Here is a 23,873-nt window from a genome sequence, read left to right as displayed (position 1 = left end):
ATGAGTCTCGCGACGACCAGGCCACCCGTCTCGGGGATCGACGTCGCGGTGTCGGTCACCGCGCTCGTCCTGACGGTGGTCGGCGGCGCGGTGGCCGGCTTCTTCGGGATCTTCTTCATGGCGTTCACCGACCACTGCCCGCCGGCCACGTGCAATATCGACGCCGGCGTGAGCGCGATGTTCACCGGGTTCGGTGTTGCCGTCCTGCTGTGGCTGGCGGGCACGACGGTGACCATCGTGCGACTGGTCCGCCGGTCGAGGGCATGGCCGTTCGCGCTCGGCACGATGGCGGTCTGCGCCCTGGCGTGTGTGGCCGGAATCGGCGGCTACCTGGTGGCGGTCGGCGGTTAACCGGGTTCGACCGTCACCTTGATGGCCTCGCCGTTCTTGACGATCTCGAACGCGTCGAGGACGTTGTTCAGCGGGATGTGCCGGGTGATGAGGTCCTTGACCGGAACCTGACCGCTCGAGATGTACTCCAGCGCACGCTTGTTGTGCTCGGGTGCCGAACCGTTGGCACCGTGGATGTGCAGCTGGCGGTAGTGCACGATATTGGAATCGCAGGTGATGGTCGGGTTGGTCTTGGGCAGACCACCGAAGAACGAGATGCGGCCGTTGCGGGCGGCCATCGCGATGGCCTGCTCCTGGGCGATATTGGCCGCCGTCGCGGTGATGACGATATCGGCGCCGCGCCCCCCGGTCAGTTCCATGACCTTCTCGACGACGTCGACCTCGGCGGCGTTGATGACACCGTCGGGATTGACCGCGTCGGCCGACATCTTGAGCCGGGCATCGTTGACGTCGACGAGGTAGATGGGCCCGCACTTGTGCACACCGCGGGCAATGCGGATATGCATGCAGCCGATGGGGCCGGCGCCGAACACCACGACGGTGTCGCCCTCTTCGATACCGAGCAGTTCCTGGGCGTTGATGGCGCAGGCGAACGGTTCGGCCGCCGAGGCCTCATCGAAGCCGACGTTGTCCGGGATCCGGTTCAGCCCATCGACTTTGAGCACCTGCCTGGGGACGATCATGTACTCGGCGAAGCCGCCGTCGTACTGGTAGCCCATCGAAGTCTGGTTCTGGCACACCGCCATCCAGCCCTTGCGGCATTCGTGGCACTCACCGCACGGGACGGCCGCGATGACCTGGACCCGGTCACCGACCGCCCACGAACTGCCGTAGGTGGAGTTGACCTCGGCGCCGACCTCGACGATCTCACCGGCGATCTCGTGGCCGATGGTGCGCGGCGGGGTGAGGTTCTGGTGCCCGTTGTGGAAGATCTTGACGTCGGTGCCGCAGGTGGAGCAGTTGCGCACCCGCAGCTTCACCTCGTCGGGGCCGCAATCGGGCTCGGGCACATCCTCGAGTCGGACGTCCTCGGGGGCGTAGAAACGCAGGGCTAACATGCGCGGTCCTTTCGGTAGTCGGCCGTTCCCAGGGATCTGCTGGTTGGCAGCCTAACGCCAATACGGTCATAAAACCACAGAATTGACTGCCCATTTTTGCCCATATCCCTTGATTTTCTGCCCGGGTATGCGTATTACTAGATGTGCATGTGACCGGCGTCACCCAAGCGGCCGGCTCGGAAATGCACGGAAACCGGAGGTCAACGGATGTCCCTCGCAAATGCATCAGCCGACGCGCCAGCCGCCCCGCGGACCGGCGCACGGGTGCGCGTGCAGAAACTGGGCACGGCGCTGTCGAACATGGTCATGCCCAATATCGGCGCGTTCATCGCCTGGGGCCTGATCACCGCTTTGTTCATCGAGCAGGGCTGGCTGCAGGCCATCTTCGCCGGCCTGCGCGACCCGGATGGTTGGGTCGCCAAGATCGGCGGCTGGGGCGCCTACGACGGGGCCGGGATCGTCGGGCCGATGATCACCTATCTGCTGCCGCTGCTGATCGGCTACACCGGCGGCCGCATGGTGCACGGCAACCGCGGCGCGGTGGTCGGCGCCATCGCCACCATGGGTGTCATCGCCGGCGCCGAGGTCCCGATGTTCATGGGCGCCATGATCATGGGGCCGCTGGGCGGCTGGTGCATGAAGAAGCTCGATGCCTTGTGGGAAGGCAAGATCCGGCCCGGCTTCGAGATGCTGGTCGACAACTTCTCCGCGGGCATCCTGGGCATGCTGCTGGCCATCTTCGGGTTTTTCGGCATCGGACCCATCGTGTCCGGTTTCACCACCGCCGCCGGCAACGCCGTCGACTTCCTGGTCGAGAACAACCTGTTGCCGCTCACCTCGATCCTCATCGAGCCCGCCAAGGTGCTGTTCCTCAACAACGCCATCAACCATGGTGTGCTGACCCCGCTGGGCACCACGCAGGCGCTGGAGACCGGCAAGTCCATCCTGTTCCTGCTGGAGGCCAACCCCGGCCCCGGGCTCGGACTTCTGCTGGCGTTCATGTTCTTCGGGCGCGGCGCGGCCCGGGCTTCTGCCCCCGGCGCGGCCATCATCCAGTTCTTCGGCGGCATCCACGAGATCTACTTCCCGTACGTGCTGATGAAGCCGAAGCTGATCATCGCCACCATCCTCGGCGGGATGACGGGCGTGTTCATCAACGTGCTGTTCGGTTCCGGCCTGCGTGCACCCGCCGCACCGGGTTCGATCATCGCTGTCTACGCGCAGACCGCCAGCGGCAGCTTCCTCGGCGTGACGCTGTCGGTGTTCGGCGCCGCCGCGGTGTCGTTCCTGGTGGCCGCCTTCCTGTTGAAGACCGACAAGGCGACCGACGAGGGCGACCTGGCCGCGGCGACCGCGTCGATGGAATCCATGAAGGGCAAGAAGTCCAGCGTGTCCGGCATGCTGACCGGTGGCGGGCGAATCTCCAACATCGTGTTCGCCTGCGATGCCGGCATGGGCTCCTCGGCCATGGGCGCCTCGGTGCTGCGCAAGAAGGTCAACGCCGCCGGCTTCGGTGATGTCAAGGTGACCAACCAGTCCATCGCCAACCTCACCGACACCTACGGCCTGGTGGTCACCCACCGCGACCTGACCGACCGGGCCCGATTGAGAACCGGCTCCGCCGTGCATGTCTCGGTCGACGACTTCATGAGCACCCCGGCCTATGACGAGATCGTCGACATGCTGCGCCGGACCAACGGCGGTGCGGCAGCGGCACCGGTCGAGGAATCGCCTGCGCCGGCCGCGGACTTGCCCGGCTCCGCCGGTGACGCGGTGCTGCCACTGTCCTCGATCGTGCTGAACGGCAACGGAAGCACGGCGGCGCAGGCCATCGACGAGGCCGGTTCGCTGCTGGTCGCCGCAGGCGCCGTCGAGCCGAGCTACGTCGGCGCCATGCACGAGCGGGAGAAGTCTGTGTCGACCTATATGGGCAACGGGCTGGCCATTCCGCACGGCACCAATGACGCCAAGACCGCGATCCGCAAGACCGGCATCTCGTTCGTGCGCTACCCCGAGCCCATCGACTGGAACGGTAAGCCCGCGGAGTTCGTGGTGGGTATCGCCGGGGCCGGCAACGACCACATGGCGCTGCTGACCAAGATCGCGCACGTCTTCCTCGACAAGGAGCAGGTGGCCAAGCTGCGCACGGCGACCACCGCCGAGGAGATCCGGGCCGTGCTGACGGCGGGCGATGAGTAACCGGTCAGAATGTGACGGTGGATTCGGACACCCGTCAGCGCCAGATCGTCGAGTTCGCCCGTAGCCGCGGGCGGGTCGAGGTCCCGGCACTGGCCTCAGAACTTCAGGTCGCGACGGAGACCATCCGTCGCGACCTGAAGGTCCTTGCGGGTCGGCGGCTGCTCAAGCGGGTGCACGGCGGGGCGGTGCCGTTGGAGACGGCGGCGTTCGAGTCCGGCCTGGAGTTCCGCAGTCAGGTCGATCTGGACCAGAAGCACCGGATCGCGGGGGCCGCCGTCGATCAGCTGCACGGTGCCGAAACCGTCTATCTGGATGAGGGTTTCACACCGCGGTTGATCGCGCAGTTGCTGGCCAACGAGCGGCTCACGGTGGTCACGGCGTCGCTGCTGGCCGCCGAGGCGTTGGCGCACAGCGAGACGGTGACGGTGCTGCTGCTGGGCGGCAGGATGCGCGGGCGGACGCTGGCCTGTGTCGACGAATGGGCACTGGACCGGTTGCGCGGGTTGGTGATCGATCTGGCTTACCTGGGCACGAACGGTATCTCGACCGAGCACGGCATCACCACGCCGGATCCGGCGGTGGCCGCCGTCAAGCAGACCGCGGTGCGCGTGGCCTCCCGGCGGGTGCTGGTTGCCGCTCATTCCAAGTTCGGCGAGACGCACTTCTGCCGATTCGCCGAGATCGCGGATTTCGACACCATCGTCACCGGCACCGAGTTGTCGGTGGCCGAGGCGCACCGCTATGAGACGCTGGGGCCCCACGTCATTCGCGTCTGATGGGACGTTTAGAACGGCGGTGGGTTGGCTTCGTAGTGAGCGCGGTTGCGGGCGCGTTCGTGGGCGATGCGGTAGGCGCGGTTCTGTGCGCGGGTGCGGGTGCGTTTGGGGGCGGCCAGGTCGCGGTGCGGACTCGGTGGCGGAAGGGTGACCGGGCCCAGTTGGGCCGTGGGAACCGCGAATTGGGGGAAGAACAGCGTGCCTTCGGGTTTGGTGGTGTACACCCGCCCGTTGGGGGCGGTCAGGGTGATGGTGCCGTCGGGATGCTGCTGATCATGCCAATCGTGAAACGTCTTGAGCAGATGGTGAATTCGGCAGTATAACTTGGTGTTCGACGGATGGGTGGGCCCGTAGGGCCACGGGTCGGTGTGGTCGATATCGCAACGCCCCACCGGGATGTTGCAGCCGGTCCAGCGGCACGTCAGGTCGCGGCAGCCGACGAAATCGGTGAGCGTGCGCGAGGGCTGATAGCCGCACTCGGCGCCCAGGTCGGCCGGGTCGGCGACGGGCCGGATGACCGCATACGGGAGTAGGTCGCGCAGCTGTTCGGCGGTGATCGGGCCGTAGCCGGGGATCAGCGCCGGCCGCGGTGGCTTCGGGGCCGGCGCGGCGGGTTCCGTGGGTGCGACGGAATCTGGCGCCGGGCCTCGACTGTCGGCACCCACGTTCTGTTCCTCGGCAACCGTTTCGTCGGTCTGGGTGGTCGCGGCCTCGACGGTCCCCTGCTCGGCGATCACATGAATCACGAACTGGCCGGTGGGCACCTCGTTACCTGCGGCCGGGCAGTCCGCCCGCCCGCACAGGCACGCGATACTCGCGGCACCCAGGGCGTCGACGGCGTCGGCGCGCCGCTCGGCATGGGTGCGCGGATCATCGGGGCACACCGTGCGGGCCAGTGCGTCCAGACGCTGATCGAAGATCGCGCCCTTGGCGGCATCCACGTGACCGTGGATCTCGACCAGGCCGTCACCGACCGGCTCGACGCTGATCCCACGTCGGCGGCGGGCTTCGCGAGCCCGGCGCACGGCCTCGGGATCAACATCGAGGATCATCCAGTCGATGCGTTCGGCGATGCGCTCATCCGACAGCGAGTTCCAGCTCGGCGCGGCCGAAGCCAGTTGGGCGTCCAGGACGGCCATGATGTCGGGATCGGTGATCAGCGCGGTGCGGTGCAGGATGACCCGCAGCACCCGCAGATCCACCAGGCCCTGGGCGAAGACCTCACGAAACTCCGGCAATCGGGTGATCAGGTCACGGCCCTGCGTGATCAGGGTGCACGCCCGGCCCCGGCTGATCCCCAGCTCGGCACCCAGTTCCGCGGCAGCCAGCTCCCAGTCATCGACGATCATGTCCTCATAGGCATGGCCCAACTCGGCCATCCGCGCCACCGCGAACTTCCCGGCCTCGATGATCTTGCCCGCCACCGCCCGACGCTCGGCGGCCAACAGATCCCGCGCAGCATCGAGATGCGACCCCACATCCAGACCATCGAACATACGTGCGATTATGCCAGCCGGGTGTGACATTGATTCTGATAACGCGGACCGGGGTGAAGATGGACCTGCCCGTTCGCCGCTGGTGATGACTCACGGTCTGACTGACGCCCTACTGGGTTGTCTTCCACTTGATATGTCTCACCAGCGCCGTGCGGGCAGGCACCACAACAGCCCTGGTAGGGCGGACATGACTTAATCAGGAGCCTGGCAGTTCCTGTCAACGATTTCTCAAAATTGACCCCCACCGGGTCTCGTGAAATTGACCCACCTTCGGGATAAGCATTGCCTCTGTCAATCTCGATTGACAAACGGATTCCGTCAATCTACCTTGACAGTGTGACTGATCTCGATGCGTTCGATGACGCAGCGTCCAGTGAGGACCCGGAGGTGGGTTTGCGTACGGTGCTTGCGCTGCAACGGCTGCAGGAGCGGCTGGAAGCGATCCACGTTCGCAGTGCGCGTGCGCAGGGTTGGAGTTGGCAGGCGATCGCCGACGCTCTCGGGGTTAGTCGCCAGGCAGTCCATCAGAAGTACAACCGGAGGAGATGACACGATGTTTGAACGTTTTGGCCGGCATGCCCGTGTGGCTGTGGTTTTGGCCCAGGAAGAAGCAAAAGACCTCAGTGCCAAACTGATTGGGCCTGAACACTTGGTGGCCGGGATTGTGCAGAGCGCCAGCAGAGAGCTTTTGGATGAGCTTGCTGGGGTGGGGATGACGGTCGATTCGGTGCGCGAGCAACTGGGCGCCAACGCAAGCGGAGCATCATTCGAGTCAGATGCCGACGCATTGAAGTCGATCGGAATTGATTTGCACCGTGTGCGCGAGCGCATTAATCATGCGTTCGGTGAGGGAACGTTCGACGACGCGGTGAGCGACTCAGGTAGCAGATCTCGGCGCGGGAATCCTGCTTTCAGCAAGCCCGCCAAGGAAGCGCTCAAACTCGCACTGCGCGAGGCGGTCGCCCATCATGACTCCACCATTGATTCCGAACACCTGTTGTTAGGGGTTCTGCGGGGTGGCGATCCGTTGGCGTCTGCACTGATCACCTCCCATGTCAGTGAAGATGTGTTGCGCAGCAACATCATTTCCTTGCTCGACCGTGCCGCCTAGGCAGGCCGACCCGGTAGGCCAATCTGGCCAGGCCGTCAGCCAACCACGAGCAAGGTTCTAGCTGTTGTTCGTTCGGTTCTTGCCGAGGAGTTCGCGGCGGGTGCGGGTCCGGTAAGAGTCCCCGGTGAGGGTCAAGACTTCGGCATGGTGGACCAGGCGGTCGATCATGGCTGCGGCCACGACGTCATCGGAGAAGGTCTCGCCCCAGCGCCCGAACGGCAAGTTTGAGGTCACCATGATCGAGCCAATCTCGTACCTGGAGGCGATCAGCTGGAAGAACAGGTTCGCTGCGTCCTGGTCGAATGGGATGTAACCGACCTCATCGATGATGATCAGTTTATAGCGGCGGATCTTTTTGAGCTCGGCCTCCAGCCGGTTGCCGTGATGGGCGGCCCCGAGGCGGGCGATCCAGTTGCTCGCGGTGTCGAACAACACCGAGTAGCCGGCATGTGCGGCCTTGACTCCGAGCCCAATCGCCAAGTGCGTCTTGCCGATACCAGGAGGACCCAGCAGGACAACGTTCTCAGCTTTGGGCACGAACATGCCGGTGGCCAAATGAGCCAACACATCACGGCGCAGCGAGGGTAGGTGATCGAGGTTGAAGTCCTCCAGCGTTTTGACCTGCGGGAAGTGCGCGGTTCGGATCCGCATGGTGGTGCCGGCCGATTCCCGGTCAGCGACCTGGCGTTGCAGGATCGCGGCCAGATACTCTTCATGTGACCAGTTCTCGTCACGGGCCTGCTCAGCTAAGGGTTCCCAGCAGCGTCCGATCGTCGGGGTCTTCAATACCCGGGTGAGATAGGCCAGCTGCGCCGGCAGTCCATCGGCGGGCACTGAGGCCAGCGGCGGGGTATCGGCTGGCAACGGTGTACTGGCGTCGACGGTCCGCGGCTTGGCAGACTTGGCGACAGGGGTCATGAACTATTCCTCACTGTTGTTGGGGCGGAATCGAAATCGACACCAAACAGGGCGTCGTAGTCCGGCAGCGCGCGCAGCGCCACCCGATGGCCATCGTGATGACGCCGTGTCACAGCCGCCCGACGGCGGCGCTGATCGGTCAAGGCATCGCGCATCCCGGCAGCGATCCCAACGTGCGCCTCATCAGTGATCGTGGCATGAGCGGCCCAGCACCGCGGGTGCCGGGCCACCACCTGACCGTCGCAACGGACCGTTACCTCCTCCAAGGAGGCGCTAACGTCAACGAACCGACCGATCACCCGGGGGTCGACTGAATAATCCACTGCATCGACGCGCACGTAGTAGTCACGTGAGAGCCGGATGCGATGGGTGAGCCCGATTGGCGGCACCATCGGTGGCAGCGCCAGCATCCCCTGGCAGTCCGTCTCGAACCTATCGACTGGACGCGCCCCGATCGCACGGACTGTGCGAGTGTTGGCCCTTACCAGCCATCCTGCGAGCTGATTATTGAAATCCGCTGGCGAGGTGAAGGTGCGGCCCGGCAGAAACGAGGTCTCTAGATAGCCGTTGGCTCGCTCGACCATGCCCTTGTACTCCGGGTCGCGCGGTGGCGCCAGCTGGATCCGGGTGGCCAGCGTGCCTGCGAACGCAGAGGCTGCCGTGGAGACCCGACCTGTGCCGCCGATCGCTGCTTCGCGATCCCAAACCAGGGTTTTGGGCACCCGTCCCCACCCGCAGATCAGCGACCACATGCCCGACAAGATGTCGCCGCCTTGGCGCGACGGGATCATCACCGCGCCGATCGTGCGGGAAAACCCCGACACCATCACCAACACCGGCAGTATGCGATCCTGGTCCAAGCCAACCGGGATCGCCCGTGCGGGAAACCATAAGTCGCACTGCGCGATAGCTCCAGGTTTGTACACAAACCGGTCCACTGGGTCGATCCCGACATACTCCGGTCGGATCTTCTGCAGCTTCTTCTTCAGCGGTGAGACTGAGTACGGCCAACCGATCCGCTCCGCGATCACCGGAGCCGGCATCTTTGGCCACTCGGCCAGCAACACCCGGATCTGCGGCTCAAATGCATCGGCTACCGAGCCGCGAGGTCTACGTTCGTACTGCGGCGGCCGCTCGCGGGCCAGAGCGGCGCGAACCGTGTTCCGAGCGATACCCAACCGGCGGGCAACCTCCCGGATCGGCACCCCCTCAGCCCGATGCAACCGCCGAATCTCTGCCCAGTCTTCCACCGCTATCATCCCTCCAAGACACCACCGGGCGGGTCAACATTGCGGGACCCTCAGCGGTCTACTTTTCAGGAAGCTGCGACAGTTCCCTCTTCAATGTCTTGTCTGCCCGCCCTACCGGGTTGTCATCCACCGCACGAAGCAGTTGCACGGAGAGGACACCACCATCGTGACATCCCCACGTCGAGTCGTCATCGGCGTCGATACCCACCTCGACACCATTCACCTGGCCGCACTCACCGATACCGGTCAACCACTCGGTGATGCCGAGTTTCCCACCACCCCGACCGGCTACTACGTCGCGATCGGATGGGCGCGAAGCTTTGGCGAGGTGTTCGCCGCCGGCGTGGAAGGCACCGCCAGCTACGGTGCAGGAGTCACATAAGCGTTGCACACCAAAGGAATTCACGTTGTCGAGGTCAACCGGCCCGACCGTTCCGCTCGGCGCGCCAAGGAAAATCCGATCCACTAGATGCCTACAGCGCCGCCCGCGCGGTGCTGGCCGGACACGGCCTGGCCGTCCCCAAAGATCCGAACACCGGCGCCCTCAAAGCACTGCTGACCGCCCGCCGCGGCGCCATCAAAGCCCGCACCGCAGCCATCCAACAAATCAAGAGTCTGCTCATCACGGCCCCAGTCGAGTTGCGCGAGCACTACCGCCGCTACACCACCAACCTGCGACTGATCGACGCGCTGGCCCGCAGCCGACCCGTATCCCATGACGATCCCACCGCCCTCGCGGTGCTGACCGCATGCAAGGCCCTAGCGCAACGCGTCGAATTCCTCGAGCGCCAAGACCGAGAACTGACCTCCGAGATCGACACCCTGACCAGCCGGCTCAATCCCGCTCTGCGCGCCGCCTACGGCGTCGGGCCCGATACCGCAGCTCAGCTGCTGATCAGCGCCGGCCTCAACGCACACCGACTGCGTTCTGAAGCCGCATTCGCCCGACTGGCCGGTGCCGCTCCGATCCCGGCGTCGTCCGGGAAGACAACCCGCCACCGACTCTCCCGCAGTGGCGACCGCGCCGCCAACAACGCCCTGCACCGCATCGCATTGGTGCGCTGGTCACACGACCCACGTACCCGCGAATACGTCGCCCGCCAACTCGCCGTCGGCCGATCCAAGAAAGACATCCTGCGACTACTCAAACGTGCCATCGCCCGAGAGATGTTCAAACACCTCACCGCACCATGCCCCATCGACGACTACAGCGACCTACGGCCCACCCGACAAGCCCACAACATCACCCTGACCGCAGCCGCCGCCCACTTCGGCGTATGGCCCAACACCATCTCCCGCCTCGAACGCGGCCTCAAACGGAACGACACCCTCGCAACCAACTACCGCCAATGGCTAAACACCCAGCTCATCGACGTCGCTTGACCCTTAACTGAAATAGGAGCATCAAGCCGCTGACCAGGCAAGACGTGAGCCGGCGGCGTCACGCACGACCCGTAACCACTCTACCGATGACCCCGGCGGCCGCTCGCAACCTATCCGGCGGGTGGGCAGCATATCCGATGACCAGCCCCGGTGGTCCGGGCAGCTGCCGGTGCAGCGACAGCGGTTGGACGAGCACACCCGCATCCCGCAGCTGCTCGGTGAGCTCGACATCGTCGATCCGGTTGTCCGCCAACGTCACCAGCAGATGCAGTCCCGCGGCCACACCGTGCACCTCGGCCTCGGGCAGCGCGGCAGACAGCCCACCCAGCAACGCATCCCGACGAGCCCGGTGCCGAACGCGCACCGCGCGGACATGCCGGTCGTAATCCCCACTCTCCAACAACCGGGCCAGCACCAGCTGCGGCAGCGTGGGACTGCCCAGATCGCTGGCATGCTTGGCCGCCACCAGATCGGCACGCCGGTGCGGCGGCGCCACGAGCCAGCCGAGTCGCAGCGCCGGTGCCAGGCTCTTGGAAGTGCTTCCGGCATAGGCGATCCGGTCCGGTGCGCCCGCGTGTAGCGCCGGCACCGGTGCGCGGTCATAACGGTACTCGGCGTCGTAGTCGTCCTCGATCACCAACTCGGCGCGCGCAGCCCACGCCAGCAGTTCCCGCCGACGACCCGGCGCGAGCACGACACCCGTCGGAAACTGGTGGGCCGGCGTCAGGAACGCCGCCACGGCCCCGCTGGCCGCCAACGCATCGACCATGATCCCGTCCCCGTCGACGGGAACGGGAGCCGTTCTCAGCCCCCAGTAGGCGAGTTCGTCGATGGCACCCCGCGACCCGGGGTCCTCGACTGCGATATCGGTGATACCCGCCCGGTTCAGATGCTGAGCCAACAGCGCCATCGCCTGCGCGACGCCGGAGACGATGATGATGTCGTCGGCGCTGATACGCAGACCTCGCGTGCGGGTGAGCCACCGCGACAACGTCTCTCGCAGACGGGGATGCCCGCGTGGATCGCCGTAGCCGAGCTCGTCCGGTGCCGTCTCAGTGAGCACGAATCGTTCGGCCCGCAGCCACATGACGCGCGGGAACGCCGACAGATCGGGCACACCCGGCGAAAGGTCCACACCGTCGGCGAGCGCAAGCCGGGGCCGAGGCAATCGGGTGGCGTCCCCCGGCTGTGGATCCGGCACCGGTACCCGCGCAGGCGCGTCGACGACGACGGTGCCACCACCGCTGCGGCCCGTGACCAGACCTTCGTCCGCCAGCCTGCGGTAGGCCTCCACGACAACACCGCGCGAGACGGCAAGGTCGGTAGCGAGGTTGCGGGTCGGGGGCAGCCGAGTCCCGCGAGGCAATCGGCCATCGCCGACGGCGGTGCGCAGCGCGTCGACGAGCCAGTCGGTGATGCCACGCGCCGGAGCCGATGCGGGGTCGAGCTGCAGGAAGTCCGCACCCATTTGGTCCATCAAAAACCACCATTCTTGGTGCTGTTGACCGGTCCATACTCTCGCCAGCATGAGGGCATGTCCAGTCACTTCCGCGCCGCCCTCGCCGGTTCAGCAGGAATGACATTCGTCGGGGGCAGTGTCGCGGTGTCCGGCGCGCTGGCCGACGCGCCCCTGCACACCGCGCAGGCACTGCGCTACGTCGTGGCCTGCGTGCTGCTGATCGGCTGGGCCCGCTGTACCGGGCGGCGGTTGTCTCGGCCCCGCGGGGCGGAATGGCTGTGGCTGGGCGGTGTCGCGCTCAGCGGGTTGGTCATTTTCAACGTCGCTCTGGTGCACGGGTCGCGTCACGCCGAACCGGCCGTGCTCGCGGTGGCCGTGGCCTGCGTCCCGGTGGCGCTGGCGACGGCGGGCCCCTACCTGGAGCGGCGAAGCCCCAGTGTCCGAATCCTTGTCGCGGCCGTCGTCGTCAGCGCGGGTGCGGCGGCCGTCGTCGGGTTGGGACGTGCCGACGTCATCGGCGTGTTGTGGGCGCTGACGGTCTTCGTCTGCGAGGCCGGCTTCACCCTGCTGGCGGTGCCGGTGCTGGGCCGCCACGGCGCGATCGGAGTGTCGGTGCACACCACCTGGATCGCGGCCGCAATCTTCGTCATACTCGCCTTCGGCCTCGAAGGATATTCGGCCGCAACGGGATTGACCCTGGCTCAGCTGGCCGCGATCGGGTACCTGGCGATCGGCGTCACCGCGGTGGCCTTCATCCTGTGGTATTCGTGCGTCGGCGCCCTGGGCGCGGGTCGCGCCGGTCTGCTGACAGGCGTCGCACCGGTAGCCGCCGCGCTGATCGGCATCCCGGTCACCGGCACGGCGCCCGGGACTGCGGTGTGGGTGGGCGTCGCGCTGATCGCGGCCGGACTCGCGGGCGGGTTGCGCCCGCGTCCACTACTCGACGGTGACCGACTTGGCCAGGTTGCGCGGCTTGTCGACGTCATACCCGCGGGCCTGCGCCACCCCGGCGGCGAACACCTGCATCGGGATCGTCGACAGCAATGGCTGGAAAAGCGTTGACACCGCGGGTATCTCGATGAGGTGATCGGCATACGGTGCCACGGTGTCATCGCCCTCCTCGGCGATGACGACGGTGACCGCCCCGCGGGCCTGGATCTCGCGGATATTGCTCAGCAGCTTGGCATGCAGTGTCGCGGCACTCTTGGGCGAGGGCATCACGACGATCACCGGCAGATCGTCCTCGATCAGCGCGATCGGGCCGTGCTTGAGTTCACCTGCGGCGAATCCCTCGGCGTGCATGTACGCCAGTTCCTTGAGTTTGAGCGCACCTTCGAGCGCCACCGGGTAGCCCACATGACGTCCCAGGAACAGCACGGCCGAGGAATCGGCGAACCGGCGCGCCAACTCGGTGACCGAGTCCATGCACGTCAGCACGCGGGCGACCTGCTCGGGCATCGCCTCCAGGTCGTGATATTCGCGGGCCACCTCGTCGGCGTACTTCGTGCCGCGCGCCTGTGCCAGGGCCAGCCCCACCAGGTAATTGGCGGTCAGCTGCGCCAGGAACGTCTTGGTCGACGCCACCCCGATCTCGGGTCCGGCACGGGTGTAGAGCACCGCATCGGCCTCGCGCGGGATCTGGCTGCCGTTGGTGTTGCAGATGGCCAACACTTTGGCCTTCTGCTCCTTGGCATGCCGCACCGCCTCCAGGGTGTCGGCGGTCTCGCCGGACTGCGAGATCGCGATCACCAGGGTGCTGCGATCCAATACCGGGTCGCGATAACGGAATTCGCTGGCCAGTTCCACCTCGACGGGCAGCCGGGTCCAGTGCTCGATGGCGTACTTGGCCAACATGCCGGAGTGGTAGGCGGTGCCGCAGGCGACGATGAAGACCTTGTCGACCTCGCGAAGCTCCTGATCCGACAGCCGCTGCTCGTCGAGCACGATGCGACCGTCCTCGAAGTGCCCCAGCAGCGTCTCGGCGACGGCGGTGGGCTGCTCGGCGATCTCCTTGAGCATGAAGAACTCGTAGCCGCCCTTCTCGGCGGCACTGAGGTCCCAGTCGATATGAAAGTGCCGGGCAGGTGCGTCGTTCCCGGCGAAGTCGGTGACCCGGTAGCCGTCGGCGGTAATCACCACGGCCTGGTCCTGGCCCAGTTCCACGGCCTCGCGGGTGTGCTCGATGAACGCGGCGACATCCGAGCCGATGAACATCTCGCCGTCGCCGACGCCGACCACCAGCGGTGTCGAGCGGCGCGCCGCGACGATGGTGCCGGGCTCGTCGGCGAAGGCGAACACCAGCGTGAAGTGACCCTCCAGGCGGCGCAGCACCGCCAGCACCGAGGCCACGAAGTCACCGGCGGTCGCGCCGTGGGCATGGGCGTGCGCCACCAGGTGGACGGCCACCTCGGTGTCGGTGTCGCTGGCGAACTCGACGCCTGCGGCCTCCAGCTCGGCGCGCAGGACCGCGAAGTTCTCGATGATCCCGTTGTGCACGACGGCGAACTTGCCGCTGTTGTCGCGGTGCGGGTGAGCGTTGCGGTCGGTGGGCCGGCCGTGGGTGGCCCAGCGAGTGTGTCCCATCCCGGTGGTGCCGCCGAGCACATCGTCACCGGCCTCGTCGAGCGCCGCCTCCAGATTGGCCAGCCGGCCGGCCTTGCGCTGCACGGTCAGCCCACCGGAGCCGTCGAGCAGGGCGACGCCCGATGAGTCGTATCCGCGGTACTCCATCCGGCGCAACGCATCGACGACGATCTCGCAGGCAGGGCGCTGCCCGACGTAGCCGACGATTCCACACATAGCGTCCCAGGGTAGTGCAGTGCCGACGCCGCGCTCATCGACGCGCGTCGACTAGGGTCTATGCGTGGCCAAGACGAAGAAACTCTTCGCTGCTCTGACGCGGCGCGGCCCGCATCGCGTCCTGCGCGGAGACCTTGCCTTCGCCGGTCAACCCGGCGTCGTCTACACCCCGGAAACGGGGTTCAACCTGCCCGGTATCGCGTTCGGCCATGACTGGCTGACCGGCACCGATCGGTATGCAGGCACGCTGGAGCACCTGGCGTCCTGGGGCATCGTCGCGGCGGCGCCGAATACCGAGAAGTCGATCGCCCCGTCGGTGCTGAACCTGGCCGTCGACCTGGGCACCACGCTGGACATCATCGCCGGGGTGCGCCTGGGTCCGGGCAAGATCAGCGTCCATCCCGGCAAGCTCGGGGTGGTCGGCCACGGTTTCGGTGGCTCGGCGGCGGTGTTCACGGCCGCCGGCATGGGATCGAAGCTGAAAGCGGCCGCGGCCCTGTTCCCCGCGGTGTCCAGCCCGCCCGCCGAACAACCGGCCGCCGCGCTACAGCTGCCGGGATTGATCCTGCGCACGCAGTCGGACGCCAGCTCCATCCGGTCCAATGCCGATGCGCTGGCTCGAGTCTGGTCGGCGGCGGATCTGCGGATAGTCGCCAAGGCCGAACCGGGTGGCCTGGTCGAGGGCCGCCGGCTGGCCAAGGCCTTCGGTCTGCCCGGCGCGGACAAGAAGACCCAGAAGACGGTGCGCGCCCTACTGACCGGCTATCTGCTGTTCACGCTCGCCGGCGACAAGGCCTACCGCGATTTCGCCGATCCCGAGGTGACGCTGCCCCGGACGGTGCCCCTGGACCCGGAGGCCGAGCAACCGAGCCTGGAGGACAAGATCGTCGCTCTGCTCAAGGGCTGAGCCGCTCGACTGTCCCAACCAACCGGTTGGTGATATAAACGCTGCCATGCGGACAGGGATCTTTCTCAGCTATGCGGGCGGCTTCAAGGAGGCGGCCGACCAGGTCGCCCGGATGGAGAAGGTCGGCGTCGACATCGCGCTGGTGGCCGAGGCCTATTCCTACGACGCCATCAGCCAGCTCGGCTATCTGGCGGCCAAGACCTCGACGATCGAGCTCGGTACCGGCGTCGTCCCGATCTACGTGCGCACCCCCACCCTGCTGGCGATGACGGCCGCGGGCCTGGATTACGTCTCCGACGGCCGCTTCCGGCTCGGCATCGGCACCTCCGGCCCGCAGGTGATGGAGGGTTTCCACGGTGTGCCGTTCGAGGCGCCGATGGGCCGCACCCGCGAGGTCGTCGACATCTGCCGCCAGGTATGGCGCCGCGAGAAGGTCAACTACGACGGCAAGCACTACCAGATCCCGCTGCCCGCCGACCGCGGCACCGGCCTCGGCAAACCGCTGCGCTTGATCAATCACCCTGTGCGCGACAGCATTCCGATCACCATCGCGGCACTCGGCCCGAAGAACGTCGAGCTGACCGCGGAAATCGCGCAGGGTTGGCAGCCGGTGTTCTTCTACCCGGAGAAGGCCGACGACGTATGGGGCGACTCGCTGCGCGCGGGCTTCGCGAAGCGCGACCCGGGACTGGGCCCGCTGGACATCATGGTCAGCGCCAGCCTGGCCATCGGCGATGACGTCGAGGACCGGTTGGCCTGGGCCAAACCCCAACTGGCGCTCTACATCGGCGGAATGGGCGCGCGCGGCCAGAACTTCTATCACAAGCTGGCCACCCGATACGGCTTCGGCGAGGTGGCCGACCACATCCAGGATCTGTTCCTGGCCGGCAAGAAGGAAGAAGCCATCGCCGCGGTGCCCGACGAACTGGTGCGCCATGTATCGCTGGTCGGCCCGCGCGGTTTCGTCAAGGAACGACTGGCCGCCTACGCCGAGGCCGGTGCGACGACGATGCTGGTGCATCCGCTGGCGGTCGACGACGCCGAGGCGTTGCGGTTCACCGAGGAACTGGTGACGCTCGCCTCATAAACCGGGGATGACTTGGGGCCGCGACGCCCCATTGGGTAGGCTGTGTAACAGCGGCATCGTCTGTTCTGCCTTTTGCCGCTTCGCCAGGGCGACTTCTACGCCCTGCTCGATCGTCACACCGAGCGCCGCGGGAACTCCCGCGCCGGGCAGGACGACCGCACCCTATTCACTGGAGCTTTCACGTGCCCACCTTTGCCGACCTCGGGCTGCCCGAGGCCGTCGTCACCACGCTCGCTGCCAACGGCATCGAGTCCCCCTTCCCCATTCAGGCTGCGACGCTGCCCGATTCACTGGCCGGCCGCGATGTCCTCGGCCGCGGTAAGACCGGATCGGGTAAGACCTACGCGTTCCTGCTGCCCGTCGTCGGGCGGCTGTCCGCCGATCCGGCGCCGCGGCGCTCCGGGCGATTCCGCGCCCTGATCCTGGCCCCGACCCGCGAACTGGCCACCCAGATCGACGCCTCGCTGGCGCCGCTGGCCAAGGCCACCGGCCTGAAGTCGGTGACCGTGTTCGGCGGCGTCGGCGCCCAGCCGCAGATCCAGAAGCTGCGCGACGGTGTCGATATCGTCATCGCCTGCCCGGGCCGGTTGGAAGACCACGTCAAGTCGGGCCACGCCGACCTGTCCGGCGTGCAGATCACCGTGCTCGACGAGGCCGACCACATGGCCGACCTCGGCTTCCTGCCGCCGGTGAAGCGCCTGCTGGACCGCACCCCGCGTGACGGCCAGCGGCTGCTGTTCTCGGCGACCCTGGACAACGGAATCGACGTGCTCGTCGACCGCTACCTGCATGATCCCGTCGTGCACAGCGTGGACTCCGAGCAATCCCCGGTGTCGGCGATGGTGCACCATGTGCTGCACGTCGACGCAGCCGCCCGGTTCGAGGTGCTGGCCGACCTGGCGGCCTCGCCGGGACGCACCATCGTCTTCGCCCGCACCAAGTACGGCGCCAAAGGTCTTGCCCGCAAACTCAATTCGCGTGGCGTGCCGGCGGTCGAGCTGCACGGCAACCTCTCGCAGAACGCTCGCACCCGCAACCTCGGTGCCTTCTCCGACGGTGCGGCCACCGTGCTGGTCGCCACCGACATCGCCGCCCGCGGTATCCACGTCGACGATGTGAACCTCGTCGTGCACGCCGATCCGCCGGTCGAGCACAAGGCCTATCTACACCGGTCCGGCCGGACCGCACGCGCCGGCAGCGAGGGCACCGTGGTGACCCTGATGCTGGACAGCCAGGTGTCCGACGTTCGGGTGCTGACCCGCAAGGCCGGCGTCAAACCGACGGTGACCAAGTTCAGCGGCGCGAATCACCCGGTGCTGCAGGAGATCGCCCCCGGCGAGCGCAACTTCACCGGGCCGATCGTGCTGGAGACCCCGGAGCAGCCCGCGGCACGTCCGGCCGGCCAATCCACCCGTCGGCGTAAGCCGCAGCGGCACAACGGTTCCAGTGGCTCGGGCAATACCGGGTCGGCCGGTGGAGGTAACCCGCGCGCCCGCCGCGGCCGTCCGCGCCGCAGCGGTGCCGGTTCGCCGCGCTGATATTGCACCCAGACCCGCGAAATGGTTGCGTCTGACTCATGACGGCAACCATTTCGCGGGTTTCGGCCATTCTGCTGGTTCTCGGATTCCTGTCCGCTCCGGCAGCATCGGCCGAGCCCGACATCACCGTGACGCTGGTGCGCCACGCCCAATCCGCGGGCAACGCGTCCGGCCTGATCGACACCTCCACCCCCGGCCCGGCGGTCACCGAGCTGGGACAACGGCAGGCCGAAGCGGTGACCGCGCTGCTACGCGGCAAGGGCACCGTCTTCGACGGGATCTACGCCTCGACCATGATCCGCACCAAGCAGACGGCGCGACCGATGGCCGATGTGCTGGCCGAACCCATCGTGGTGCTGCCCGGTCTGCGGGAGATCGAGGCCGGCGTCTACGAGGGCAGGCCCGAGACCGACGCCGGCACCACCTACTTCCAGGCGCCGTTGCAGTGGTTGCGGGGCGATCGGGCCGCGCGCATCCCGGGTTCGGTCGACGGCAACGAGTTCGACGCCCGGTTCGACGAAGCCATGCGCGCGATCTACGACAGCGGCGACCACAATGCCGTCGCGTACTCCCATGGCGCGGCCATCATGACCTGGGTGGCATTGAACGTGCGCGGGATCGATCCCGCTGCCCTGGCGACCGAGCCGCTGCAGAACACCGGATACTTCGTGGTGCGCGGTAATCCCGCCGACGGCTGGATGTTGGTCGCCGAGCACAACGGCGCCTGATCACGGTCCGGCCTGCGGCAGTTCGTCGGCGGCGATCTCGCACGGCGTAGCCGCGGGTTCTGCGGTCACGGGTTCCGCGGGTGGCGGTACCGGGGCCGGTGCGGCGACGGGTTCGGGAACCGGAGTCGGTGCGGGTGCCGACTCCGCCGGCGGTGCTTCGGCGGCGCCGAAGGGGATCTCGGCGTCGACGGGCTCGGCGTCGGGCTCCTCGTCCTCGGGGGCCCCGCTCTCGAGGTCCTTGCTCTCGTCGGGTTCCTCACCCTCGACCTTCTCGTCGTCGGCTTCCTCGTCATCGGACCCGGGCTCATCCTCCGGGGGTTGGTCGCGCACCGGTTCGTCGAGCACCGGTTCGTCGAGGCCGTCCGGCGTGACGCCGCCAGCCGCACCCAGCAGCCCGCCGAGCATGTCCGCGAACGACTGACCGAGCCCGGAGACACCGGACATCCCCGAGCCCATCGACGGCAGGCCGCCGAAACCGCCACCACCCGGCAGCGACGGGACGCCCTCGGCGGCAACGGGTCCGGCAGGTCCGGCCGGCATCTCGAAGGCGGGCGCAGGTGGTGCAGCCGTCGCCGCCGCACCGGAATAGGCATTGCGGATCGCGTCCTCGGTCGCGCGCATCGACGACATCCAGTCGACACCCACATCGGCGGTCACGAACGGCGCCACCCGCTGGTCGACCAGTTCACTGGCCCCGGATTGATCGCCGGCACCCGTGGTCACAATGCGCGCCGCACTCAGCCATTCGCCCCGCATGGCGCGGGCCTCGACATCGAGGGTGGCGGCCACCTTGGCCTCGACCAACCGGCGCAGCTGATCGCGCAGATCCACCAAAGCATCGGTGGCACAACGCAACCCGTCGACAGTCTGAGACGAGGCCGCGGTGTGCCGGTCCAGGAAGTCGCCGGCCCCGTCGGCACCGACCCCCTGCCACGCCTCGGTGACGGCACGGCGGGCACCGTCCTGCAACAGCAGTGCCTCGTCAGCCGCGGAAACCAGCGCGGCCAGCGCCTGGCAGTCGGATTCCAGCACCGCCAGATCCATCGACTCCTCGGCGGTGTAGGCGGCCACCAATCCCGTCGGGTCGGGGGCGGCATGCCCGAGCTGTCGGCATGCCTGCGCGTATTCGGCGATCACCTCGACGGCCGGCCGGCCCTCGTCGAGCATCATCACCCGATCCGTCGCGCCGCACGCGCATCGACATCGGTGTACCGGCCCGCCGAGAACCGCAGCGCCGATGCGATATCGCGGTTGGCCGCGGCCCAGGACTGCAGCCGCCCCACGGTCGCGGCCACCGCGTGACGGACCTGGTCACCGCCGTCGCCGTAGTCGCGGCCGGCGCAGCCGGCACCGAAGGCCAACGACGTCTGGCAGCGGTGCACCGCGCTGTCGATGAGTCCGGCCACCCAGTCGTAACGATGCGCCGCTTCCAACAAGGCGGCAATGTCCACCCGGGCCGAGTCGATGTGTCCCATACCTGGATTGGACGCAGCAGCGGCCCGTTCGGTTCCGCCGATCTGGAAAAAACTAGCCGAGCTCGCTCACCGATTCGGCCACCCGCGCGGCCAACTGGCGTGCGGTATCAGCATCGGCGGCCTCCACCATGACGCGCACCACCTGCTCGGTTCCGGACGGGCGCAACAGGATTCGGCCGGTGTCCCCCAGCACTGCCTCGGCTTCGGCGACCGCGTTGCGCACCGAATCCGCACCCGCGACGGTGGCCTTGTCGGCGACCGCGACGTTGATCAACACCTGCGGCAGGGTCTGCATGGGGGCGCAGAGGCCGGCCAGCGCGGTCCTGGTCTGCGCCATTCGCGACATCAGCCGCAGACCGGTGACGATGCCGTCGCCGGTGGTGCCGAACGAGGGCAGCACGATATGACCGGACTGCTCGCCGCCCAGGGAGAACTCCCCGGCGCGCAACTCCTCCAGGACATAACGATCGCCGACGGCCGTGGTGCGCACCTCGATACCGGCCGCGCGCATCGCGATGTGCAGTCCGAGATTGCTCATGACCGTGGTGACCAGGGTGTTGGACGCAAGTTCCTGCGCCTCGTGCATGGCGAGTGCGAGCATCACCATGATGGCGTCACCGTCGATGACGTTCCCGTCGGCGTCGACCGCCAGGCACCGGTCGGCATCACCGTCGTGCGCGAGGCCCAGATCCGCACCGTGCGCGACGACGGCCTGCTGCAGCACCTCCATGTGCGTCGACCCGCAGTGGTCGTTGATGTTGAGACCGTTCGGCTCGGCATGCAGCGTGATGACCTCGGCGCCCGCCGCCCGATAGGCCATCGGCGCGGCGGCGTGGGCGGCGCCGTTGGCGCAGTCCACCACCACCTTGATGCCGTCCAGCCGGGTGGTGACGGCCTTGGCGACGTGCCGCAGGTAGCGGTCCAGGGCGTCTTCGGCGTCGACCACCCGGCCGATCCCGGCGCCGACCGGGCGCTCCCCCGGACCGGAGCTGACCAACTCCTCGATGCGGTCCTCGGTGGCGTCGTCGAGCTTGTGCCCACCGGGACCGAAGATCTTGATGCCGTTATCGGGCATGGGATTGTGCGAGGCGGAGATCATGATGCCGAAATCGGCGTCATACGCGCTGGTCAGGTAGGCCACCGCCGGAGTGGGCAGCACCCCGACGCGCAGCGCGTCGACCCCTTCGCTGGCCAGCCCGGCGATCACGGCCGCCTCCAGCATCTCGCCGCTGGCCCGCGGATCGCGTCCCACGACGGCCACCCGGCGCCCCGCCGACGATGTCGAGCTCAGCCTGCGCGCCGCCGCCGAACCCAGCGCCAGCGCCAGTTCAGCGGTCAGGTCGCGGTTGGCGACCCCGCGCACGCCGTCGGTGCCGAACAGTCGAGCCATGCCGACAAACTTCTCACATGACAGGGCCCCAGAGCCAACTGACAAGCCCCGCGGCCGGGTCGGTATGAAATCGATACACCACAGCCCGCGTCGAGGGACGCGGGCTGTGGCGGTATCAGCTGGTGGTTACCCGGCCGGGGCACCCTCGGGGACCGTGGTCGTGGTGGTCACCGGGGCCTCACCGGTGGTCCCGTCCTCGACGGTCTCATCGGTCGGCTCGGCAGGCTCCTCGGAGAACGAGGCACCCTCGGCGGTGCCGGGCTCTTCGGTCATGCCCTGCTGCTCCATGCCGTTCTGACGGAAGTCGACAGCGCCCAGTGCATTGGTGCACGCGCTCTGCTGCGCTCCGGCCGTGTCCACGCTCTCCGCGGTCACGGTCAGCTCGCCGAGGTCACCCTTGCAGACATCCGCGGCGATCTGCGAGGCCGCGTCGATGGGCACATCGGTCAGCACACCTGCGGTGCCGATCGCCAGGTCCACCCGGCCGTCACCCGGCTGCGCGCTCGCAACGGCGGCGCCACCGAACAGCAGCAGGGCCCCGCTCATGGCGGCGCCGGCGGTCATACGCATCACAGTGTTGTTCTTCATCCATCATCCTTTCAGTCAGTGGAAGCGGTCCGGTCCCCCAACGAGCTGACTGACTCGCACCGACGGCAGATTCGGTCTGCCTGGACGCGCGAAAACGCCCCCGCTCCTCCACCTCCAAGGTTCACCAAACCCCGCCGAGATCAAACCCGGCCCAGCCGGATCGTGCGGTTCGGCCGGACATGGCAACGGGTCGGATTCGGGCCTCACCAGTGCCGGCGCGGAAGTCGGCAAAGAACATCACAATAAAAAGAGACCGCCGGGTGTGGATTGCTCCACACCCGGCGGCCGAGAAGACGAACAGATCAGCGCTTGCTGTACTGAGGCGCCTTACGGGCCTTCTTGAGGCCGTACTTCTTGCGCTCGATGGCACGCGGGTCGCGGGTCAGGAACCCGGCCTTCTTCAGCGCCGGACGATCCTCGGGCTGCACCAGGATCAGTGCGCGCGCGATCGCCAGACGCAGTGCGCCGGCCTGCCCGGACGGGCCGCCACCATCGAGGTGGGCGTAGATGTCGAAGCTCTCCAGCCGGTCGACGGTCACCAGCGGAGCCTTGATCAGCTGCTGGTGCACCTTGTTGGGGAAGTAGTCCTCCAACGAGCGACCGTCGAGGTTGAACTTGCCGGTGCCGGGCACCAGGCGCACCCGCACCACGGCCTCCTTGCGGCGGCCGACGGTCTGGATCGGGCGGTCGATGTAGACCGGCTCGCGCGGAGCGGCTTCCTCGACGAAGGTCTCCTCGTAGGTGACCTCACCCTCGGGGGTCTCGACGACGTCGTCGATCACTTCAGTCACTTCAGACTCGGTCACTGCGCCACCTGCTTGATCTCGAACGGAATCGGCTGCTGCGCGGCGTGCGGATGCTCGGGGCCCGCGTACACCTTCAGCTTCTTCTGCACCTGACGGCTCAGCTTGTTGTGCGGCAGCATCCCGACGATGGCGTTCTCGACGACACGGGTGGGGTGCTTCTCCAGCAGCTCGCCGATGGTGCGCTTGCGCAGGCCACCGGGGTAACCCGAGTGACGGTAAGCGAACTTCTTGGTGAGCTTGTCGCCGCTGAGGGAGACCTTCTCGGCGTTGATGACGATGACGAAGTCGCCACCGTCGACGTTGGGGGTGAATGTCGGCTTGTGCTTGCCGCGCAGCAGCTTGGCTGCTTCCACGGCGAGCCGGCCGAGCACCACGTCTTGGGCATCGATGACGTACCACGAACGCGTGGTGTCACCCGCCTTCGGCGTGTAAGTAGGCATGTTGCTTACCTTCTTCTCTCGGGTTGAATGCCGGTCAGGCGGATGCGGATGAGGATTCCCGGCGACCGACGTTGACCCGGGACCCGTATGCCCCGAAGGACAGCACACGCCAGC

The 23,873-nt window shown here is 67.2% G+C and carries 23 protein-coding genes and 1 pseudogene; 12 read left to right on the top strand and 12 right to left on the bottom strand.

Features of this window, described 5'->3' with window-relative positions:
* Nucleotides 1-351, top strand: a complete 351-nt coding sequence (locus ACWDUN_RS19940; RefSeq protein ID WP_449931695.1) for a hypothetical protein — start codon at nt 1-3, stop codon at nt 349-351.
* Here the strand turns inward: ACWDUN_RS19940 and ACWDUN_RS19935 are convergent.
* Complete coding sequence (locus ACWDUN_RS19935) at nt 348-1,409, bottom strand: zinc-dependent dehydrogenase (RefSeq protein ID WP_449931693.1); 1,062 nt, start codon at nt 1,407-1,409, stop codon at nt 348-350. The two genes, ACWDUN_RS19940 and ACWDUN_RS19935, sit on opposite strands and share 4 nt — an antisense overlap.
* A gap of 207 nt (nt 1,410-1,616) precedes the next feature.
* On the opposite strand from ACWDUN_RS19935, the gene ACWDUN_RS19930 reads away from it, so the two are divergent.
* Complete coding sequence (locus ACWDUN_RS19930) at nt 1,617-3,608, top strand: PTS mannitol transporter subunit IICBA (protein ID WP_449931691.1); 1,992 nt, start codon at nt 1,617-1,619, stop codon at nt 3,606-3,608.
* A 17-nt stretch (nt 3,609-3,625) separates the two neighbouring features.
* Entirely contained in the window at nt 3,626-4,384 is a 759-nt protein-coding gene (locus ACWDUN_RS19925) for a DeoR/GlpR family DNA-binding transcription regulator (protein ID WP_449931689.1), read from the top strand.
* Nucleotides 4,385-4,392: 8 nt separating this feature from the next.
* On the opposite strand, the gene ACWDUN_RS19920 is transcribed toward ACWDUN_RS19925, so the two are convergent.
* Nucleotides 4,393-5,880 carry a DUF222 domain-containing protein gene (locus ACWDUN_RS19920; protein ID WP_449931687.1) on the bottom strand — a complete coding sequence of 496 codons (1,488 nt, stop codon included), beginning with the start codon at nt 5,878-5,880 and terminating at the stop codon, nt 4,393-4,395.
* Nucleotides 5,881-6,216: 336 nt separating this feature from the next.
* On the opposite strand from ACWDUN_RS19920, the gene ACWDUN_RS19915 reads away from it, so the two are divergent.
* A complete protein-coding gene (locus ACWDUN_RS19915; RefSeq protein WP_193489532.1) occupies nt 6,217-6,429 on the top strand; it encodes a helix-turn-helix domain-containing protein in 213 nt (70 codons plus the stop codon).
* A gap of 4 nt (nt 6,430-6,433) precedes the next feature.
* Nucleotides 6,434-6,991 carry a Clp protease N-terminal domain-containing protein gene (locus ACWDUN_RS19910; RefSeq protein ID WP_449931684.1) on the top strand — a complete coding sequence of 186 codons (558 nt, stop codon included), beginning with the start codon at nt 6,434-6,436 and terminating at the stop codon, nt 6,989-6,991.
* A gap of 57 nt (nt 6,992-7,048) precedes the next feature.
* Here the strand turns inward: ACWDUN_RS19910 and istB are convergent, their stop codons facing one another.
* The gene (istB, locus tag ACWDUN_RS19905) at nt 7,049-7,909 is read right to left on the bottom strand and encodes an IS21-like element helper ATPase IstB (RefSeq protein ID WP_236439312.1); all 861 of its coding nucleotides are present in this window, start codon (nt 7,907-7,909) and stop codon (nt 7,049-7,051) included.
* Entirely contained in the window at nt 7,906-9,168 is a 1,263-nt protein-coding gene (gene istA / locus ACWDUN_RS19900) for an IS21 family transposase (RefSeq protein ID WP_449931680.1), read from the bottom strand. The genes istB and istA overlap by 4 nt, the downstream gene beginning before the upstream one ends.
* A gap of 157 nt (nt 9,169-9,325) precedes the next feature.
* On the opposite strand from istA, the gene ACWDUN_RS19895 reads away from it, so the two are divergent.
* Together ACWDUN_RS19895 and ACWDUN_RS19890 are read left to right on the top strand one after the other, a co-directional pair.
* Nucleotides 9,326-9,541: a hypothetical protein gene (locus ACWDUN_RS19895; RefSeq protein WP_449931678.1), complete on the top strand. Its 216-nt coding sequence runs from the start codon at nt 9,326-9,328 to the stop codon at nt 9,539-9,541.
* 110 nt (nt 9,542-9,651) lie between these two features.
* Entirely contained in the window at nt 9,652-10,542 is an 891-nt protein-coding gene (locus ACWDUN_RS19890; protein ID WP_449931676.1) for a transposase, read from the top strand.
* A 58-nt stretch (nt 10,543-10,600) separates the two neighbouring features.
* Here ACWDUN_RS19890 and pdxR read toward each other — a convergent pair whose 3' ends face one another.
* Nucleotides 10,601-12,019: a MocR-like pyridoxine biosynthesis transcription factor PdxR gene (gene pdxR / locus ACWDUN_RS19885; RefSeq protein ID WP_449931675.1), complete on the bottom strand. Its 1,419-nt coding sequence runs from the start codon at nt 12,017-12,019 to the stop codon at nt 10,601-10,603.
* A gap of 57 nt (nt 12,020-12,076) precedes the next feature.
* Between pdxR and ACWDUN_RS19880 the strand changes: the two are divergent.
* A pseudogene (locus ACWDUN_RS19880) lies at nt 12,077-12,904 on the top strand (DMT family transporter); the annotation flags it as partial.
* Between the two features lie 33 nt (nt 12,905-12,937).
* Here the strand turns inward: ACWDUN_RS19880 and glmS are convergent.
* Nucleotides 12,938-14,800, bottom strand: coding sequence for a glutamine--fructose-6-phosphate transaminase (isomerizing) (gene glmS / locus ACWDUN_RS19875; protein WP_449931674.1), 1,863 nt, complete (start codon nt 14,798-14,800; stop codon nt 12,938-12,940).
* Between the two features lie 64 nt (nt 14,801-14,864).
* Between glmS and ACWDUN_RS19870 the strand changes: the two genes are divergently transcribed.
* From ACWDUN_RS19870 to ACWDUN_RS19855, 4 genes are all read left to right on the top strand, one after another.
* Nucleotides 14,865-15,707 carry a dienelactone hydrolase family protein gene (locus ACWDUN_RS19870; RefSeq protein ID WP_449931672.1) on the top strand — a complete coding sequence of 281 codons (843 nt, stop codon included), beginning with the start codon at nt 14,865-14,867 and terminating at the stop codon, nt 15,705-15,707.
* A 46-nt stretch (nt 15,708-15,753) separates the two neighbouring features.
* Nucleotides 15,754-16,794 (top strand): LLM class F420-dependent oxidoreductase, encoded by a 1,041-nt coding sequence (locus tag ACWDUN_RS19865; RefSeq protein ID WP_449931670.1) that lies wholly within the window; start codon nt 15,754-15,756, stop codon nt 16,792-16,794.
* A 182-nt stretch (nt 16,795-16,976) separates the two neighbouring features.
* Nucleotides 16,977-18,332 carry a DEAD/DEAH box helicase gene (locus ACWDUN_RS19860; protein WP_449931668.1) on the top strand — a complete coding sequence of 452 codons (1,356 nt, stop codon included), beginning with the start codon at nt 16,977-16,979 and terminating at the stop codon, nt 18,330-18,332.
* A gap of 38 nt (nt 18,333-18,370) precedes the next feature.
* Nucleotides 18,371-19,060 (top strand): histidine phosphatase family protein, encoded by a 690-nt coding sequence (locus ACWDUN_RS19855; protein WP_449931666.1) that lies wholly within the window; start codon nt 18,371-18,373, stop codon nt 19,058-19,060.
* Here ACWDUN_RS19855 and ACWDUN_RS19850 read toward each other — a convergent pair whose 3' ends face one another.
* The 6 genes from ACWDUN_RS19850 to rplM form a co-directional block, all read right to left on the bottom strand.
* Nucleotides 19,061-20,230, bottom strand: a complete 1,170-nt coding sequence (locus tag ACWDUN_RS19850) for a hypothetical protein (RefSeq protein WP_449931664.1) — start codon at nt 20,228-20,230, stop codon at nt 19,061-19,063.
* Nucleotides 20,230-20,535, bottom strand: a complete 306-nt coding sequence (locus ACWDUN_RS19845) for a type VII secretion target (RefSeq protein ID WP_449931662.1) — start codon at nt 20,533-20,535, stop codon at nt 20,230-20,232. The genes ACWDUN_RS19850 and ACWDUN_RS19845 overlap by 1 nt, the downstream gene beginning before the upstream one ends.
* Before the next feature lie 52 nt (nt 20,536-20,587).
* Nucleotides 20,588-21,925 (bottom strand): phosphoglucosamine mutase, encoded by a 1,338-nt coding sequence (gene glmM / locus ACWDUN_RS19840; protein ID WP_449931660.1) that lies wholly within the window; start codon nt 21,923-21,925, stop codon nt 20,588-20,590.
* Nucleotides 21,926-22,051: 126 nt separating this feature from the next.
* Nucleotides 22,052-22,513, bottom strand: a complete 462-nt coding sequence (locus ACWDUN_RS19835) for a hypothetical protein (protein ID WP_449931658.1) — start codon at nt 22,511-22,513, stop codon at nt 22,052-22,054.
* 302 nt (nt 22,514-22,815) lie between these two features.
* On the bottom strand, nt 22,816-23,292 hold the full coding sequence (gene rpsI, locus ACWDUN_RS19830; RefSeq protein ID WP_449931854.1) for a 30S ribosomal protein S9: 477 nt from the start codon (nt 23,290-23,292) through the stop codon (nt 22,816-22,818).
* Nucleotides 23,293-23,315: 23 nt separating this feature from the next.
* Entirely contained in the window at nt 23,316-23,759 is a 444-nt protein-coding gene (gene rplM, locus ACWDUN_RS19825) for a 50S ribosomal protein L13 (protein WP_440759247.1), read from the bottom strand.
* Nucleotides 23,760-23,873: the final 114 nt, after the last annotated feature.

It is taken from the genome of Mycobacterium sp. NPDC003323 (assembly GCF_053589535.1).
This window is presented reverse-complemented; position numbering and strand designations above follow the sequence as displayed.

What these genes read in the sequence shown, in the direction of transcription:
- ACWDUN_RS19940 (WP_449931695.1), top strand. Translation starts at nt 1, where the DNA reads ATGAGTCTCGCGACGACCAGGCCACCCGTCTCGGGGATCGACGTCGCG.
- ACWDUN_RS19935 (WP_449931693.1), bottom strand. Translation starts at nt 1,409, where the DNA reads ATGTTAGCCCTGCGTTTCTACGCCCCCGAGGACGTCCGACTCGAGGAT.
- ACWDUN_RS19930 (WP_449931691.1), top strand. Translation starts at nt 1,617, where the DNA reads ATGTCCCTCGCAAATGCATCAGCCGACGCGCCAGCCGCCCCGCGGACC.
- ACWDUN_RS19920 (WP_449931687.1), bottom strand. Translation starts at nt 5,880, where the DNA reads ATGTTCGATGGTCTGGATGTGGGGTCGCATCTCGATGCTGCGCGGGAT.
- ACWDUN_RS19910 (WP_449931684.1), top strand. Translation starts at nt 6,434, where the DNA reads ATGTTTGAACGTTTTGGCCGGCATGCCCGTGTGGCTGTGGTTTTGGCC.
- istB (WP_236439312.1), bottom strand. Translation starts at nt 7,909, where the DNA reads ATGACCCCTGTCGCCAAGTCTGCCAAGCCGCGGACCGTCGACGCCAGT.
- istA (WP_449931680.1), bottom strand. Translation starts at nt 9,168, where the DNA reads ATGATAGCGGTGGAAGACTGGGCAGAGATTCGGCGGTTGCATCGGGCT.
- pdxR (WP_449931675.1), bottom strand. Translation starts at nt 12,019, where the DNA reads ATGGACCAAATGGGTGCGGACTTCCTGCAGCTCGACCCCGCATCGGCT.
- glmS (WP_449931674.1), bottom strand. Translation starts at nt 14,800, where the DNA reads ATGTGTGGAATCGTCGGCTACGTCGGGCAGCGCCCTGCCTGCGAGATC.
- ACWDUN_RS19865 (WP_449931670.1), top strand. Translation starts at nt 15,754, where the DNA reads ATGCGGACAGGGATCTTTCTCAGCTATGCGGGCGGCTTCAAGGAGGCG.
- ACWDUN_RS19855 (WP_449931666.1), top strand. Translation starts at nt 18,371, where the DNA reads ATGACGGCAACCATTTCGCGGGTTTCGGCCATTCTGCTGGTTCTCGGA.
- ACWDUN_RS19850 (WP_449931664.1), bottom strand. Translation starts at nt 20,230, where the DNA reads ATGATGCTCGACGAGGGCCGGCCGGCCGTCGAGGTGATCGCCGAATAC.
- ACWDUN_RS19845 (WP_449931662.1), bottom strand. Translation starts at nt 20,535, where the DNA reads ATGGGACACATCGACTCGGCCCGGGTGGACATTGCCGCCTTGTTGGAA.
- glmM (WP_449931660.1), bottom strand. Translation starts at nt 21,925, where the DNA reads ATGGCTCGACTGTTCGGCACCGACGGCGTGCGCGGGGTCGCCAACCGC.
- ACWDUN_RS19835 (WP_449931658.1), bottom strand. Translation starts at nt 22,513, where the DNA reads ATGAAGAACAACACTGTGATGCGTATGACCGCCGGCGCCGCCATGAGC.
- rplM (WP_440759247.1), bottom strand. Translation starts at nt 23,759, where the DNA reads ATGCCTACTTACACGCCGAAGGCGGGTGACACCACGCGTTCGTGGTAC.